Origin of the sequence: Sphingopyxis sp., from assembly GCF_035250425.1 — a bacterium.
Taxonomy (GTDB): Bacteria; Pseudomonadota; Alphaproteobacteria; order Sphingomonadales; family Sphingomonadaceae; genus Sphingopyxis.
In genome coordinates this window covers 1-16,615 of the sequence record NZ_DATFFD010000157.1, presented here as the reverse complement: position 1 = coordinate 16,615, position 16,615 = coordinate 1, and the positions used below count along the sequence as shown (strand labels likewise).

The 16,615-nt window shown below is 64.8% G+C and carries 14 protein-coding genes; 6 read left to right on the top strand and 8 right to left on the bottom strand.

The window, feature by feature from the left end; all coding sequences use genetic code 11:
• The 4 genes from VJ811_RS09255 to astD form a co-directional block, all read right to left on the bottom strand.
• The coding region (locus VJ811_RS09255; protein WP_324071984.1) for a nitrite/sulfite reductase at positions 1–1,136 on the bottom strand (1,136 nt) is incomplete at its 3' end.
• Between the two features lies 1 nt (position 1,137).
• Entirely contained in the window at positions 1,138–1,434 is a 297-nt protein-coding gene (locus VJ811_RS09250; RefSeq protein ID WP_324071983.1) for a DUF2849 domain-containing protein, read from the bottom strand.
• The gene (gene cobA, locus VJ811_RS09245; protein WP_324071982.1) at positions 1,431–2,219 is read right to left on the bottom strand and encodes a uroporphyrinogen-III C-methyltransferase; all 789 of its coding nucleotides are present in this window, start codon (positions 2,217–2,219) and stop codon (positions 1,431–1,433) included. Before cobA ends, VJ811_RS09250 begins: the two co-directional genes overlap by 4 nt.
• Before the next feature lie 163 nt (positions 2,220–2,382).
• Positions 2,383–3,828, bottom strand: a complete 1,446-nt coding sequence (gene astD / locus VJ811_RS09240) for a succinylglutamate-semialdehyde dehydrogenase (RefSeq protein ID WP_324071981.1) — start codon at positions 3,826–3,828, stop codon at positions 2,383–2,385.
• A 158-nt stretch (positions 3,829–3,986) separates the two neighbouring features.
• Here astD and VJ811_RS09235 point away from each other — a divergent pair, with 158 nt between their 5' ends.
• The 3 genes from VJ811_RS09235 to VJ811_RS09225 all read left to right on the top strand — a co-directional run bounded on the left by VJ811_RS09235 (position 3,987) and on the right by VJ811_RS09225 (position 7,522).
• Entirely contained in the window at positions 3,987–4,880 is an 894-nt protein-coding gene (locus VJ811_RS09235; RefSeq protein ID WP_324071980.1) for an alpha/beta hydrolase, read from the top strand.
• Positions 4,853–6,019 carry a glycosyltransferase family 4 protein gene (locus VJ811_RS09230; protein WP_324071979.1) on the top strand — a complete coding sequence of 389 codons (1,167 nt, stop codon included), beginning with the start codon at positions 4,853–4,855 and terminating at the stop codon, positions 6,017–6,019. Before VJ811_RS09235 ends, VJ811_RS09230 begins: the two co-directional genes overlap by 28 nt.
• A gap of 99 nt (positions 6,020–6,118) precedes the next feature.
• Positions 6,119–7,522 carry an NAD(P)H-dependent flavin oxidoreductase gene (locus VJ811_RS09225; RefSeq protein WP_324071978.1) on the top strand — a complete coding sequence of 468 codons (1,404 nt, stop codon included), beginning with the start codon at positions 6,119–6,121 and terminating at the stop codon, positions 7,520–7,522.
• Positions 7,523–7,543: 21 nt separating this feature from the next.
• Here VJ811_RS09225 and VJ811_RS09220 read toward each other — a convergent pair whose 3' ends face one another.
• Together VJ811_RS09220 and VJ811_RS09215 are read right to left on the bottom strand one after the other, a co-directional pair.
• Positions 7,544–8,407, bottom strand: a complete 864-nt coding sequence (locus VJ811_RS09220; protein WP_324071977.1) for a hypothetical protein — start codon at positions 8,405–8,407, stop codon at positions 7,544–7,546.
• Positions 8,408–8,640: 233 nt separating this feature from the next.
• Entirely contained in the window at positions 8,641–9,639 is a 999-nt protein-coding gene (locus tag VJ811_RS09215; protein ID WP_324071976.1) for a D-glycerate dehydrogenase, read from the bottom strand.
• A 413-nt stretch (positions 9,640–10,052) separates the two neighbouring features.
• On the opposite strand from VJ811_RS09215, the gene VJ811_RS09210 reads away from it, so the two are divergent.
• Positions 10,053–10,493, top strand: a complete 441-nt coding sequence (locus VJ811_RS09210; protein ID WP_324071975.1) for an SH3 domain-containing protein — start codon at positions 10,053–10,055, stop codon at positions 10,491–10,493.
• An 86-nt stretch (positions 10,494–10,579) separates the two neighbouring features.
• Here VJ811_RS09210 and VJ811_RS09205 read toward each other — a convergent pair whose 3' ends face one another.
• Both VJ811_RS09205 and VJ811_RS09200 read right to left on the bottom strand, forming a co-directional pair.
• Positions 10,580–11,047, bottom strand: a complete 468-nt coding sequence (locus VJ811_RS09205; RefSeq protein ID WP_324071974.1) for a DUF1090 family protein — start codon at positions 11,045–11,047, stop codon at positions 10,580–10,582.
• 285 nt (positions 11,048–11,332) lie between these two features.
• The gene (locus tag VJ811_RS09200; protein WP_324071973.1) at positions 11,333–12,520 is read right to left on the bottom strand and encodes an acetyl-CoA C-acyltransferase; all 1,188 of its coding nucleotides are present in this window, start codon (positions 12,518–12,520) and stop codon (positions 11,333–11,335) included.
• A gap of 844 nt (positions 12,521–13,364) precedes the next feature.
• Between VJ811_RS09200 and VJ811_RS09195 the strand changes: the two genes are divergently transcribed.
• Together VJ811_RS09195 and VJ811_RS09190 are read left to right on the top strand one after the other, a co-directional pair.
• Entirely contained in the window at positions 13,365–14,816 is a 1,452-nt protein-coding gene (locus VJ811_RS09195; protein ID WP_324071972.1) for a coniferyl aldehyde dehydrogenase, read from the top strand.
• Positions 14,817–15,346: 530 nt separating this feature from the next.
• The coding region (locus tag VJ811_RS09190) for a glycosyltransferase (RefSeq protein WP_324071971.1) at positions 15,347–16,615 on the top strand (1,269 nt) is incomplete at its 3' end.

Genomic DNA, 16,615 nt, shown 5'->3' with positions numbered 1-16,615 from the left:
CGGACATGCGGCAGCACAATGTTCTGCGCGTGCGTCACCCGCAGCTCGTCATGACTGTACTGCTCGGCGAGGTCGGCCATGAGGTCGATCTGCGCCGAGCTGGCATCGCCGGGGATGCCGCCGACGGGTTTCAGGCTGATGTTGACGATCGCATGGCCGGGCACCTTGTGCGCGGCGACATTCTGGTCGAGCCAAACGGCGAAATCGGGATCGCTGCGGTCGATGTCGTCCGAAGCCGATGCGTCGAGCGGCGGCGAGGCAAATTGCGCGGCGATGCGGTCGAACTCGGCCTTGGGCGGGTCGATGCCCAGCGACTTCACATGCGCGAATTCTTCCTCGACCTGACGGCGATATTCGTCGGCGCCGAGCTCGTGGATCAGGATCTTGATGCGTGCCTTGTAGATATTGTCGCGGCGCCCGTAGCGATTGTAGACGCGCAGGCACGCTTCGGCGTAGCTCAGCATATCCTCGAGCGGCACGAAATCCTTGATCAGCGGCGCGATCATCGGGGTGCGGCCCATGCCGCCGCCGACATAGAAAGCCGCGCCGTGCTGCCCATCCTTCTCGACGATCTGGATGCCGATGTCGTGCAGGCGCATCGCGGCGCGGTCCTCATCGGCCGCGATCACGGCGATCTTGAACTTGCGCGGCAAATAGCTGAATTCGGGGTGGAAGCTCGACCATTGGCGGAGCAGTTCGGCCCACGGGCGCGGATCGGTGATTTCGTCGGCGGCGGCGCCGGCCCACTGGTCCGAGCTGATGTTGCGGATGCAATTGCCGCTCGTCTGGATCGCGTGCATCTCGACCGATGCGAGATCGGCGAGGATCGCGGGGGCATCCTCCAGCTTGATCCAGTTATACTGGATATTCTGGCGCGTGGTGAAATGGCCGTAGTCGCGGTCATATTTGCGCGCGATATGCGCGAGCATGCGCATCTGGCGGCTGTCGAGCGTCCCGTACGGCACCGCGACGCGCAGCATATAGGCGTGGAGCTGGAGATAGAGGCCGTTCATCAGCCGCAGCGGCTTGAACTGATCCTCGGTGATTTCGCCCGCGAGGCGGCGGCGCACCTGGTCGCTGAATTCGGCGACACGCGCTTCGACCATGGCATGGTCATATTCGTCATATTTATACATGTCAGATCACCCAGTCGCCGGCCGCGGGGTCGGCGGGTTTTAACGTCAGGTCGGGGCGCACGGTCGGCCCCAATGCGCGAATGCGGTCCTTGATGTGCGCGGGGCGCGGGCCGTCGGCAGTGTGCTCGCCATTGATGATATAGGGGGCGTTGACGCGGCGCGCGCCTTCCTCGGCGGCGAGAATCGCCTCGCCTTGCTCGCCGACGTCGGCGGCGTCCTCGATATGCAGCGACCAGTCGGAGCCGGTCCACCAGGTGACAAATCCTGATTTCAGGTCGTTGCCCGTGAGCAGTTTCATGTGAAGTCCCTTATTTGTTCGGCGAGGCCCGGCGCGCCGAGGCAGTCGAGCGCGTCGGCGCGCGCCGCGACCTTGCCGACGATAATCAGCGCGGGGCTTTTGACTTTCTCGCGTGCGACGAGGTCGCCGAGATCGGTGAGCAGCGAGCGCAGGACACGCGCCTCGGCGGTGGTGCCGCGCTCGATCACCGCGACGGGCAGACCCGGCGAAACACCGTCGGCGATCAGCTTGTCGGCGATCGCGCTGGCGGTCGCGAGGCCCATATAGATGACCAGCGTGCGGCCGTGACCCGCGAGCCCCGACCAGTCCTGATCGGTCAGATCCTTGCACTGGCCCGCGACGAAGCTGACCGCGCTGGCGTCCTCGCGGTGGGTGAGGGGGAGGCCCGCCTGCGCCGCGCAGCCCGCCGCCGCGGTGATGCCAGGGACGACCTCCACCGCGACGCCGGACTTGCGCGCGGCGTCGAGTTCCTCGCCGCCGCGCCCGAAAATGAACGGATCGCCGCCCTTCAGGCGCACGACCTGTTTGCCGGCGAGCGTCTCGCGGACGAGCAGTTCGTTGATCAGTTCCTGCTTCATCGTGTGACGGCTGCGCTGCTTGGCGACGCTGATCCGCTCGACATGCGGCGGGATCAGCGCGAGCACGCCTTCGCCGACAAGCCCGTCATGGACGACGAGATCGGCGCTTTCGAGCAGCCGCGCGGCGCGCAGCGTGAGCAGGTCGGGGTCACCGGGACCGGCGCCGACGAGCCACAGCTTGCCAACAGGAGGGAGAGTCTTTTCCATGGCGCAATAGATGACGGCGCGCCGACGGAATCGCAAAGCAGGGTTTATTGACGGTGATGAAGGTAAAATTTCCTCCATTCCATCGTCACCCCGGACTTGATCCGGGGTCCATTTCGGCGGTCGAAGCGGGATCCCGGATCAAGTCCGGGATGACGACGATGTGTTATAGGTAGTTCTTGGTCACCAGTTGTGAGCCTTCGGGATCGCGCAGCCCGACGCCGATCGATGCGCGCATCGTATCGCTTTCGGCCGACGCCACCGGATAGGCGCAATAGTCGGCGGCATAGAAGGCGCTGGGCCGGTGATTGCCCGACAGGCCGATGCCGCCAAAGGGCGCGGCCGACGACGCGCCGTTGGTCGGCCGGTTCCAGTTGATGACGCCCGCGCGCGCATTGGCCCAGAACTGGTCGTAAAGCTGCGGCGTACCGCCGATCAGCGACGCCGACAGGCCAAAGGCGGTGTTGTTCGCCTCGGCGATCGCGGCCTCGAAGCTGTCGGCACGGACCACCTGGAGCAGCGGCCCGAACAGTTCGATATCGGGGCGCTCTGGCATGGCGGTGACGTCGATGATCCCGGGGGTCAGGAACGGCCGGCCCGCCACCGGGCGGGTCATGTGGCGGATCACCTTACCGCCGTTCGACATCAGGATCAGAAAGCTTTCGGTCAGGCCGTCGGCGGCCTCATTGTCGATCACCGGGCCCATATAGGGCGCGGGGTCGGCGTGCGGATGGTCGACGATCAGCCGGTTCGTGAGGCCGCAAACCTCCTCGATCAGTGCGTCGGCCAGGCTGTCGCGCACGATCAGCCGCCGCGCGTTGCTGCATCGCTGCCCGGCGCTGAGGAAGGCCGACTGGACGACGATGATCGCCGCCGTGCGGATGTCGGCGGTGTCCCACACGACGATCGGGTTATTGCCGCCCATTTCGAGCGCGAGCATCTTGCCGGGCTGGCCCGCGAACTGGCGGTTGAGCGCGAGACCGGTGCGCGCCGAGCCGGTGAAGAGCAGCCCGTCGATGCCCTCGTGTCCCGCGAGCGCCTTGCCCGTTTCGGGGCCGCCGACGATGAGGCGGAGCACCTCCTGCGGCACCCCGGCGCTGTGGAACAGCTCGACGAGCTTGGCGCCGACCGCCGGGGTCTTTTCGGACGGTTTGAACAGCACCGAATTGCCCGCGATCAAAGCGGGGACGATATGCCCGTTCGGCAAATGGGCGGGAAAATTATAGGGGCCGAGCACCGCGAGCGCGCCGTGCGGCTTGTGACGCACCGCGTTGCGCAGTCCCATCGCGCCCTCGACGCGGCGATTGGGTGTGCGTTCGGCATAGGCTTTGACCGAAATATCGACCTTGTTCGTCACCGATTCGACCTCGGTGCGCGCTTCCCACAAAGGCTTTCCGGTTTCGCGCGCGATCAGGTCGGCGAACGCTTCGCCCTCGGCCTTCACCCGGTCGACGAAGCGGCGCAGCGTTTCGGTACGGAAGGTAATGGGCTTCGCGGCCCATTCGGGCCACGCGCGGCGAGCGATTTCGACTTCGGCATCGATGTTGCTGACCGCGCCGCGCCAGAGCTCTTCGCCGGTTGCGGGTTCGAAGGAAATCAAGGGCTCGCTCATGGTCGTCCGCGTCTTATCGGTGAAAGCGGACGGCGGCAACCTGTCGGGCACACTCGCGCGACGGATCGCTTGCACCGCGCGGCGTGGTTGGCGATAGACGCTAAGAATGAGTCCCGCTTGCCGGGACGAACGAAAGCCAACCAAGGGGACGTGCCATATTGGCCCAGCAGGACAGCCACCGCGACTGGTCGGACCAATATTGGTGGTCGTCCGACGGCGTCCGGCTGCACGCGCGCGTCTATGCCGGGCCCGAAGGCAGCGAAAGCGCGCCGCCGCTGCTGTGCATGCCGGGTCTCGCGCGCAATGCCCGCGATTTCGAGGATCTCGCGCCGCATGTCGCGCAATATCGCAAGGTCATCGTGATCGAGTTTCGCGGGCGCGGCGAAAGCGCCTTTGCCAAGGATCCGATGACTTACGTGCCGCTGACCTATGTGCAGGACGTCGTCGCGATGCTGGGCGAGCTGGGGATCGAGCGCTTTGCGGCGATCGGCACCTCGCTCGGCGGGCTGGTCGCGATGCTGCTGGCGGCGGCGCTGCCCGGGCGGCTGGTCGGCGCGGTGCTGAACGACGTCGGCCCCGAACTCCAGACCGCCGGGCTGGAGCGGATCCGCGACTATATCGGCGCGGGCGGCAGCCAGCCGACGTGGATGCACGCGGCGCGCGCGTTTGCCGAACTTAACGGTGCGGTCTATCCGGGTTATGAAATCCACGACTGGCTGCGGCTGACCAAGCGGACGCACCGGCTGACCGCCGAAGGCCGCATCGTCACCGATTATGACAAGCAGATCGCGGCGCCGCTGCGCGTGCCCGGCGGCGGCGATGCCGCGATGGACCTGTGGCCGGTGTACCGCGCGCTGGGCGATGTTCCGCTGATGATCCTGCGCGGCGAACTGTCGGACATTCTCGCGCGGTCGGCGGGCGAGAAGATGGTCGCCGAACTTCCGCGCGCGCGGATGGTCGAGGTGCCGGGGGTCGGCCATGCGCCGACGATGGACGAGCCCGCGGCGCGGGCGGCAATCGATGCGTGGGTAGCCGAACTGCCCGCCGCGTGACCGGCAACCGTCCCATTCGCCTGCTTCATCTCCATTCGAGCTTCTCGCTCGGCGGGAAGGAGGCGCGCGCGGTGCGGCTGATGAATTTGATGGGGCATCGCGCGCGCCATACCATCCTGTCGGCGGTGCCAGAGGCTCTAGGTGCGCGCGATGCGATCGATCGTGAGATCGACGTTGCGTTTCCGGCCGACGCGCCAGCGCTGCATGGCAAGCCCGGACCCAAGCGCTACCGCGATCTTGCGCGCTATATGCGGCAATTCGACCTGGTCCTCAGCTATAATTGGGGTGCGATGGACGGGGTGATGGCGCATCGCGTCTTCGCGCCTTTTCGCGAACTGCCGCCGCTGATTCACCACGAGGACGGTTTCAACGAGGATGAGAGCGTCAGCCGCAACTGGAAGCGGAACGGCTTTCGCAGGCTAGCATTGTCGACCGCCGAGGCGCTGGTCGTGCCTTCGACCTTGCTCGAACGGATCGCGGCCGACGAGTGGGGCGCACGGCGGCGCACGCAGTTGATCCGCAACGGGATCGATGTCGCCGCCTATGCCGCCGGACCGACGGTGGCGATTCCGGGACTCGAACGGCGCGCGGGCGAGGTGGTGATCGGCACCGTTGCGGGGCTGCGCAAGGTCAAGGATTTGCCGCGCCTCGTCCGCGCGGCCGCGGCGCTGCCTGCGAATGTCCGGCTGGTCATCGTCGGCGACGGGCCCGAGCGTGCGGCGATTGCGGCCGAAGCGGCGGCTTGCGGGATGGGCGAGCGGCTGGTGATGCCGGGCTTCATGGTTCAGCCCGCGCGCTGGATCGGGCATTTCGACATGCTGGCGCTGTCGTCGCAAAGCGAGCAGGCTCCGATCGCGGTGATCGAGGCGATGGCGGCGGGGCTGCCGGTGGTCAGCCCCCGGGTCGGTGACGTTGCGGCGATGGTATCGGATGAAAACCGCCGTTTCATTGCGGTGGACGAGACCGGGTTTAGCGCAGCACTGGGCGAACTGGCGGGCGACGCGGCGCTGCGGGCGCAGATCGGCGCTGCCAACCGGGGCATCGCTGCCGAACGCTTCGCCGAATCTACCATGGTCGCCGCTTATGAAAATCTCTATGGTCGGGCGCTTGCAGGGCGCCGCCTTTTCTCCGGGGATTAGGCGGCGCGCCCATTGACTTTCACGGCCGTGTTCCGCTTACGGAAACGGCAAAGGGGGCCGGTACGCGGGACGCGGCCGGTGGAGAGAAAGAGATTTAGAATGTTCAAAGGTTTGAAGCCCATCCTTTACGGCGGACGCGAAGTCTGGCCGCTGGTCGAGGGTGGAAAAGGCGTGTCGGCGACCAACCATATGTCGAGCGGAGCCTGGGCGGCCGCCGGCGGGATCGGCACCGTGTCGGCGGTCAACGCCGACAGCTATGACGCCGAAGGCAAGATCATCCCGCAGGTCTATCACGCACTGACGCGCAAGGAGCGCCACGAAGAGCTGATCCAGTACGGCATCGAAGGCGCGGTCGCGCAGGTCGAGCGCGCCTATGAGGTGTCGGGCGGCAAGGGTGCGATCAACATCAACGTGCTCTGGGAAATGGGCGGCGCGCAGCAGATTCTCGAGGGCGTGCTTGCGCGCACCAAGGGGATGGTTGCGGGCGTCACTTGCGGTGCGGGCATGCCGTACAAGCTCAGCGAGATCGCCGAGCGGCACAATGTGATGTATCTGCCGATCATCAGCTCGGCGCGCGCCTTTCGCGCGCTGTGGAAGCGCGCCTATCACAAGGTCCCGCATCTTCTGGGCGCGGTGGTTTACGAAGATCCCTGGCTCGCCGGCGGCCATAACGGCCTGTCGAACGCCGAAGATCCGCTCGTCCCACAAGATCCCTATCCGCGCGTCGCCGCGGTGCGCGAGACGATGCGCGCCGAGGGCATCGCCGACAGCGTGCCGATCGTGATGGCCGGCGGCGTCTGGTATCTGCGCGACTGGGAAGATTGGATCGACAATCCCGAACTCGGCCAGATCGTCTTCCAGTACGGCACGCGGCCGCTGCTGACCGAGGAAAGCCCGATCCCGCAGGCGTGGAAGGATCGTCTCCGCACCCTCGACGACGGCGATGTGCTGCTCCACCGTTTTTCGCCCACCGGCTTCTACTCGAGCGCGGTGCGCACGCCGTTCCTGCGCGATCTCGAAGCGCGCTCGGAGCGTCAGATCCCCTATTCGAAGCAGGAAGCGGGCGATCATATCGTCCAGCTCGACGTCGGGGTGAAGGGCAAGAATTTCTGGGTTACGCCGCACGATCGCGCCCGCGCCCGCGACTGGGTGGCCGAGGGCTATACCGAGGCGCTGAAGACCCCCGACAATACGGTCGTCTTTGTCACCGAAGCCGACAAGGCGGTGATCCGCAAAGACCAGACCGATTGCATGGGCTGCCTGTCGCATTGCGGTTTTTCGTCGTGGAAGGACCATGACGATTACACCACGGGTTACCTCGCCGATCCGCGCAGCTTCTGCATCCAGAAGACGCTGCAGGACATCGCGCACGGCGGCGATCCCGAGCAAAATCTAATGTTTGCGGGCCACGCCGCATTCAATTTCAAGACCGATCCCTTTTACTCGAACAACTTCACCCCGACGGTGAAGCAGCTCGTCGACCGGATTTTGACGGGAGATTGATTCAGGAGCCGTAGCGGCGCGCTACATCCTGATCTTGACGTTGCCGAGGGAGACCTTTGCGCGTGCCCGCGCCACGAGGTCGGGCGCGCTGTTGTCGCAAGGCGCCTCCAGCTCCTCGTAAACCGATGCGATCAGCGCCGCATTGGGCGGCGAGAGATTGGCAAATTTGCTTTTCGTGTCGTTGCAGCTCAGCCCATTGGCGATCTGCTGGACCGCGAAAGCAGACATGACGTGCTGCGCCGAGCTGCTGGGCGGGAAAACCACGCCCAGTCGCTGAACGGTGCCGTTGTTCAGCGTCGCCGCCCGGTCGATCATCTTCTTTGCCAATCCGTCGATGACCGAAAAGCGATCGACATTGATCGGGCCGAAAATGCTGCTTCCCATTGTTGTAAGCTGGGTGTCGTTAAACCCGACGATGCTGACCAGTACCTTGCTGTTCTTGCTGTTCAGCGTCGAATTCGCCGCGAGCATTCCCAAAGTGACGTCGCCCTCGACATCGAACCCGTCGGACGAGGCGAACAGCCGGATGCCCTGGCCATAGACGAGTTCGGTCTGGCCGTCGGTCGAGAGGCAGTTCGCGGTCCGAAGCCAATCCTGGATCAGAACCTTCTTTGCGGTTGTCGACGACATCGATCCCATCGGTAGCCCGGCGGCGACAGCGCCCTCGAAATCGGTGGTCGTTTGCAGGAATTGCGCGGTTCCCAAGGCGCTGGTCGCGGGCGGCGTGGCGCATTTGAGGGGTGGTGCGGCGACGGCGGATTCGGCGGATGCGCTCTCGGTCGACGCCTCGGCCGCGCGGGAAGAGCCGGTCCCGTCAATTGTCAGCAGGGTTTCCCGGAGGGGCGCCAGCGGCACATAGTCTTTGGCTATGACAGGCCCGGACATAAAAATAATCGGCAAGACCGACAGGCTGACAAGTTTGCGCATTACATTCCCCCCTTCGAATTTCCCCCGTCCCGGGAAATCTGGCTGGAATTTGCTCAAAGATCCAAGGACAGCGATTTCTTGCAAATTTGGGAGTGGAATGCAAACGGCGCTCGATCCGTTATGACGATGATCATTTTGGCTGTCGGGTGTTCGCCGCCTCGCCGCTTTTCCGCGAAATTAACAGGCGGGCGTCACGCCCAGCCCTCCAGCACCTGATCGGGCGGCCTATGGCCGTCGCACCAGGCGCGGATGTTGGCGATGACCTTTTCGCCCGAGGCTTCGCGGCCTTCGATCGTCGCCGATCCGAGGTGCGGGAGCAGCACGACATTCTGGAGCGCGAGCAGCGCGGGGTCGACGGCGGGCTCGTGCGTATAGACGTCGAGCCCGGCGCCCGCGATACGGCCGGTCTGCAGCGCCGCGACGAGCGCCTTTTCGTCGACGATCTCGCCGCGCGCTGTGTTGATCAGATACGCGGTCGGCTTCATCGCGCCGATCCGCGCGGCGTTGACCATCTCGTGCGTTTCGGCGGTGTGCGGACAGTGGATCGTGACCACGTCGCTGATCCGCAGCAGCGTATCGACGCTGGCGTGATAGCTGGCGCCGAGTTCTTCCTCGATCGCCTCGGGCAGGCGGCGGCGGTTGTGATAATGGATCGACAGGCCGAACGCGCGCGCGCGGTGCGCGACCGCCAGGCCGATGCGCCCCATGCCGATGATGCCGAGCAATTTGCCGCCGACGCGGTGGCCGAGCATCGCGCTCGGCGCCCAGCCCGCCCACTGGCCCGAGCGCATCAATTTCTCGCCCTCGGCAAGGCGGCGCGGAACCGACAGGATCAGCGCCATCGTCATGTCGGCGGTGTCCTCGGTGAAGACGCCGGGGGTGTTCGAGACCATGATGCCCTTGGCGCGCGCGGCGGCAAGATCGATATGGTCGACCCCGGCGCCGAAATTGGCGATCAGTTTCAGCCGGTCGCCCGCGGCGTTGATGATATCCGCGTCGATCTCGTCGGTCACCGTCGGCACGAAGACGTCGCAGTCGGCAACGGCGGCCTTCAATTCGTCACGCGTAAAAGCTTCGTCGCGCGCCGACAGCGACACATCGAACAATTCGGCCATTCGGCCTTCGACATGCGGCATCAACTGGCGGGTGACGATAACGCGCGGGCGTTTCGGACGGGATGAATCGGGCATGGCCGCCGATAGAGCGCGCCGATGCGAGGGGGTCAAGCGGAAGTCGCGCGGATTAGGGTTCGGACCCGATAGATGTGCGTTCGAGGCGTCAAAATGGCGAAGATATCGGGCGGACATGTCCGCCGGGAACAGTGGTTCTGTTTCCAAGGGCGTTTTCGCCCGATATCGAAACCATTTTGACGTCCCTTCGGGATTTGGCCAATTTTGTCCATTGCGTCGTTGGCAAGTCTCGAAATATCGACATATTCCATCGCCTTGCCGCCTCGCACGGAACAAAATTGCTTCAAACCTCGATCGCGCATCTATCGGGTCCGAACCCTAGCTGTGGACGGTGGACCGTTTGCGACGTGCGACCGGTTGATAATGCGCACCGATTTTGACAAGGGTCGGTTATGACCAGCCGAACATTTGCTATGATATTGCTCAGCCTTGCCGTGATGGGACCGGCATCGGCGCAATCCGACCCTGTCCAGCTACCCTATTGGGCGTCGATCAGCGTCGACGAGGCGCGCATGCGCAAGGGGCCGTCGCCCGACGTTCCGGTAATCTGGGAATATCGGCGCAAGGACCTGCCGGTCAAAGTCGTCGCGCGCTTCGAAACCTGGCGCAAGATCGAGGATCCCGACGGAACCCAGGGCTGGATGGCGGCGCGTTTGCTCAGCCGAACCAGGACCGCGATCGTCACCGGCGAAATCCGCCCGCTTCGCGAAGACGCCAGCCTTTCGGCAGGGGTCGCCTATCGCGCCGAGCCCGGCGTCGTCGGCCGGATCACCGACTGCAAGGACGGCTGGTGCCTGTTCGACGTCAAGGGCCGCAAGGGCTGGATTCAGACCGACCATATCTGGGGCGACTAATTAAATAGGGACTGTCCCTATTTAATAATCGCCCCCATGGAAAAGGGCCGGACGGTTTCCCGCCCGGCCCCTTCATTCGTTAATGCTTAGCGCCGCCAGTTGAAGTGGTTGCGGTACACCTTCACCACCCGGCCGTTGCGCTCGTTGACGAGCAGCAGGTCGTTATAGTGGCGCACATAGGTCAGGTTGCGACCGGCGCGCGGCACGCCCCAGCGGCTGTCCCAGCTCGGGCGATAGGCCGGAGCATAATAGTTCGGTCGCAAGGTCGCACCGATGCGGAACTGCTGATAGCGGAAGGGTGCGCGATAGTTCGAATAGCGGCGATCCTGGCGCCAATCGCGCCTGTCCTCGCGCAATTCCTGACGGGCATCGCGAACGTCGCGGCGTTCCTCGCGGACATCGCTACGGTCGCCATAGCGCTGGGCGTGGCGCAACTCGCGCTGCTCTTCGCGGACGTCGCGACGATCTTCGCGAATCTCGCGGGTCTGGGCCTGCGCCATGGCGGGGACCATCATCGCGGCGATCAGGCCGGCGGTGAGAAATTTGCTCTTCATTGTGCCATTCCTTTTCAGTCGGTCAGGGGGAGGGGATCTGCCCGATGACAAGGATGGAATAGGCGAGTCGGTTTGAACCGAACCGGAATGCCGCGTTTATTTTCAGGTCATTAGTGTCGCAATTTGTCGCGGCGCAACGACGGGTCGTGAGCGCTCTGCGGCGAGCGTCGGGACCTTTGACGCAAACCCGTCGCCCCCGCGAAGGCGGGGGCCGCTTTCGGCCTTATTGCTACGGCGAGGCGCAAACCCTCTAGCGGCCCCCGCCTTCGCGGGGGCGACAATTGATTAAACCAGCTCCACCGCAACCGCGGTCGCTTCGCCGCCGCCGATGCAGAGGCTGGCGATGCCGCGCGTCTTGCCGTGGCGCTGGAGCGCGGCGATCAGCGTCGTGATGATGCGCGTGCCGCTGGCGCCGATCGGATGGCCGAGCGCGGTCGCGCCGCCGTGGACGTTGATCTTGTCGTGAGGGATGCCGAGGTCGTGCATCGCGAACATCGCGACGCAGGCGAAGGCTTCGTTGACTTCGAACAGGTCGACGTCGCCGATCGACCAGCCGGTCTTGGCGAGCAGCTTGTTGATCGCGCCGACGGGGGCGACCGTGAAGTCCTTCGGCTCCTGCGCGTGCGCGGCATGCGCGACGAGCCGCGCCACCGGCTTCGCGCCCTTGGCATCAGCAATCGACTGGCGGGTCAGCACGACCGCGGCGGCGCCATCCGAAATCGACGAGCTGGTCGCGGCGGTGATCGTGCCGTCCTTGGCAAAGGCGGGTTTCAGCGTCGGGATCTTGTCGGGCATCGCCTTGCCGGGGGCTTCGTCGGTGTCGACGATCACGTCGCCCTTGCGACCCGAAATCGTCACCGGTGCGATCTCGTTGGCAAAGGCACCGTCGGTGATCGCGCTCTTGGCGCGGCTCAGCGATTCGAGCGTGTAATCGTCCTGCGCCTGACGGCTGAGCTGATAGGCGTCGGCGGTATCCTGCGCGAAGGTGCCCATCGCGCGGCCGGCTTCATAGGCGTCTTCCAGACCGTCGAGGAACATATGGTCATAGGCGGTATCGTGGCCGATCCGCGCGCCGCCGCGATGCTTCTTGAGCAGATAGGGCGCATTGGTCATCGATTCCATGCCGCCCGCGACGATCAGGTCGACGCTGCCCGCAGCGAGCGCTTCGGCGCCCATGATCACGGTCTGCATACCCGAGCCGCACACCTTGTTGACGGTCGTCGCCTGCACCGACTTGGGCAGCCCGGCCTTGATCGCGGCCTGACGCGCCGGCGCCTGGCCGAGCCCGGCGGGAAGCACGCAGCCCATATAGATGCGCTCGATGTCGTCGCCCGAAACGCCCGCGCGCTCGACCGCCGCTTTCACCGCGGTCGCACCCAGATCGGTCGCGCTCGCGTCCGACAGCGCGCCCTGCATGCTGCCCATCGGGGTGCGGGCGTAGGAGAGGAAAACGACGGGATCGGTGGCGGTCATGGCGAAGACTCCGTGGGGGAAAGATACGTCGGCGGGTCGCTTAGCGGAAATGCTGCACGTGCGAAAGAGGTGACGGCAATCTTGCCCGGTCGCTTCCGCGCGCCCGCAAACAAATGGCGGCTTGCGATCGGTTGTCGTTGCCACCTCTCCATCGCGGCGCGATAGGATATTTCCATCATCGTCAGGAAACGACCGGTAGCGGATGTTTTAGTTCCTCCCCGGAAGGGGGGGGACCGCCGCCGTAGGCGGTGGTGGAGGGGTCGGGACGGTGCGTCTTGATGAGAGGTTTCGACCCCTCCGTCAGCCCTGCGGGCTGCCACCTCCCCGTTCCGGGGAGGAACTGACTATGTCCGCTTCCCACCCAAAGCCGACATTTCTTGGTACAAGAGCCCGTAGTTCGCCTCAGCGAAAATCGCTGTCCTACAAAACCGCGCCGCGTTAGCCTCCACAGCATGTCGCGATCCGTTTCCTCTTCGTATCTTCCGCTTCTCCGCGTGCTTGTTCACGCGTCCGTGGCGCAGCTTGTGCCTCAGGCTCAGCTTAAAGCGACAAAGGAGACATTTTCGGTCCGCCTGTGCGTATATTTTGTCGCTTTAAGCGATCGGGCTTCTTCTCGCCTTAAAGCCACAAAGGACACAATCTTGCCCCGCGCATGCGGGGCTTTTGTGGCTTTAAGCGCCGCCGCACCTCCGGAGCGGCAAGCCGCCAAACAGTGATTCCAGTGTGAAGTTGCGCAGTTTTCCGCCGTTGTGCCAAATCGCGGCCGGCACCCGCGGCGGGTTTCATCTTGCAACCTGCCCCTGCGCATGGTGAAACGGGCGAAAGGGCCACAGGGAGAAAAATAATGGCGACGGTCGCAAGCAATATCGACGGCGAAACGCGGCGGATGGGCGAAGTGCTCGCCGCGCAGAGGGCGAGCTTTACCGCCGCGATGCCCGAAAGCTTGGCGGTACGCACCGACCGCATCGACCGCGCTGTCGCGATGCTGGTCGACAACGCCGAAGACTTCGCAAAGGCGGTGAGCGAGGATTTCGGCCACCGCAGCCGCGAACAGACGCTGATGACCGACATCATGCCCTCGGTCAGCGCATTGAAGCACGCGAAGAAGCATATGGCGAGCTGGTCGAAGGGCGAGAAGCGCAGGCCCACCTTTCCGCTCGGGCTGCTCGGCGCGAAGGCCGAGGTCGTGTATCAGCCGAAGGGCGTCGTCGGCATTATCGCACCGTGGAATTTTCCGGTCGGCATGGTTTTCGTGCCGATGGCGGGGGTGCTCGCGGCGGGCAATCGCGCGATGATCAAGCCGTCGGAGTTCACCGAAAATGTCTCAGGCCTGATGGCGCGGCTGGTCCCCGACTATTTCGACGCGAGCGAAATGGCGGTGTTCACCGGGGATTCCGATGTCGGCGTCGCTTTCTCGAAACTCGCCTTCGACCATATGATCTTCACCGGCGCGACCAGCGTCGGGCGCCACATCATGCGTGCCGCGGCGGACAATCTGGTGCCCGTGACGCTCGAGCTTGGTGGCAAGTCGCCGACCTTCATCGGGCGCAGCGCGAACAAGGATCTCGTCGGCCAGCGCGTCGCGCTCGGCAAGATGATGAACGCGGGGCAGATCTGCCTCGCGCCCGATTATCTGCTCGTCGCCGAGGATCAGGAAGGCGCGGTGATCGACAGCGTCACCAAGGGCGCCACCGCGCTCTATCCGACCTTGCTCGGCAATGACGATTACACATCGGTGGTGAACACGCGCAATTACGACCGGCTGCAGAGCTACCTCGCCGATGCGCGCGAGAAGGGCGCCGAGGTGATCGAGGTCAATCCGGGGGCTGAGGATTTCGCAAGCTCGAACGGCCACAAGATGCCGCTCCATATCGTGCGCAATCCGACCGACGACATGAAGGTGATGCAGGAGGAAATCTTCGGCCCGATCCTGCCGGTCAAGACGTACAAGCATATCGACGACGCGATCGATTATGTGAACGCGAACGACCGCCCGCTCGGCCTCTATTATTTCGGGCAGGACAAGAGCGAGGAGGACCGCGTGCTGACGCGGACGATCTCGGGCGGGGTGACGGTCAACGACGTCCTGTTCCACAATGCGATGGAGGATCTGCCCTTCGGCGGCGTCGGCCCGTCGGGGATGGGCAATTATCATGGGGTCGACGGCTTCCGCACCTTCAGCCACGCGCGCGCCGTCTATCGCCAGCCCAAGCTCGACGTCGCGGGACTTGCGGGCTTCAAGCCGCCCTATGGCAAGGCGACCGCCAAGACGCTGGCGAAAGAGCTCAAGAAATAGCGTGGCACGATGCGGCGCTTCGCGAAATAGTCCGTGCGACGGCCCGCGGGTGCGCAATCTGGTTGGCAGATCAAGATCGCGAACAATGGCGGGCCATCATCGCCTTTCGCTTTGCATTCGCATCTGCGCCGAAATACAACCATCGGGCGCGGCCGTCATTTCTTCAGGACGGGGTTTGGCAAGCGCGCGCTGCCGACGCCGATAAGCCGGAACGCCTTTTTCGCGCGGCGGCGCGGCGCAACTTGTGAGGCGGTGCAGGCGTTGATGAAGTTGTTATGATCTGCCTGCCGCTTTTCCCAGCGGTCAGGGCACCGATTCCATGTCGATTGAGGGGAAAATCAGAAAAAGGCGTTGCAATGAAATATGATCCGGAAGTCCTTTCTCTTTCAGACGTTTCAGGCGACGTTCTCCTGCGCGGAATCTCCGCAAAATTGCCGCCGCAAGCGCTGAAGCGGATCGCGCTGATCGGTTGCTTCCGGCCCCGTCAATGCGGGATCGCGACTTTCACCGCGGACGTTTATGACCATCTTATGGCGACCGGCACGGGCATCGCGGTCGATGTCTATGCGATGCGTTCATTGCACGCGCAGGGCAGCGATGCGGCGATCACCTGTTCGATCGACGACGACAATCCCGCCTCCTATCGGGCCGCCGCGGCAGCTATCAACCGCAGCGGAGCCGACGCGGTCTGGCTCCAGCATGAATTCGGCATCTTCGGCGGGCCTGCGGGCGACCTGATCCTCGAACTGGTCGATCGCGTCGCGGCCCCCCTGATCGTCACGCTACACACCGTGCTCGCCGAACCCGGCGCGGGGCAGCGGCGCGTGATCGAGCGGCTCGTCGCGCGCGCGTCGCGGCTGGTCGTAATGAGCGATTTCGGGCGCCGGACGCTCATTGAAGCCTATGGCGCGGAACCTGCGTCGGTTGCGCTGATCGAACATGGGACGCCCGACCGGCCCTTCACCGCGTCGCCGCCGCTGCGCGCGGCGCTCGGGATCGCCGACCGGCCGGTTCTTTCGACCTTCGGACTCCTCGGTCCCGGCAAGGGGCTCGAAACCGCGATCCGCGCCTTGCCGGCCATTGCAGCGCAATATCCCGGCATCCTCTATCGCATCGTCGGCGCGACCCATCCCAACCTGCTCGCCTCCGAAGGCGAGGCGTACCGCGAGAGCCTCGAGGCACTCGCCGAAAGCCTGGGGGTGAAGGACAATGTCGCGTGGGAGAACCGCTTCCTCGAAACCGGGGAATTGCTCGACCAGATCGAGCTGTGCGACATCTATCTCGCGCCCTATCCCAATCTCGCGCAGATCACATCGGGCACGCTCGCCTATGCCGTCGCGCTCGGACGCGCGGTCGTCTCGACGCCCTTCGTTCATGCCCGCGAGCTTCTCGCGGACGATGTCGGCATATTGGTGCCGCAGGGCGACAGCGACGCGATCGCGAAGGCGGTGCTCCTCCTTCTCTCGGCCCCGGAGGAGCGCCGCGCCCTCCAGCACCGCGCCTATATGCGCGGACGGCGCACCGCCTGGCCCGAAATCGCCCGTCAGTGCGCCGCGCTGCTCGACCAGCTGGCGCCAGCGCCAGCGCCGGCGATCGGGGAGGCGCGCGCGCGCCCGTCGCTCGGCGCGATCCGCGCGATGAGCGACGGCACCGGTATCCTCCAGCATGGCCTCGGCATCGTTCCCGATCGCGCCCATGGCTATTGCATCGACGATAATGCGCGCGCGCTGATGCTCGTGAGCGGCCTCGAAGCCAAGGCGTTTGCCCAGGACGAAGCGCTGGCTCTGCGCTATGCCAGC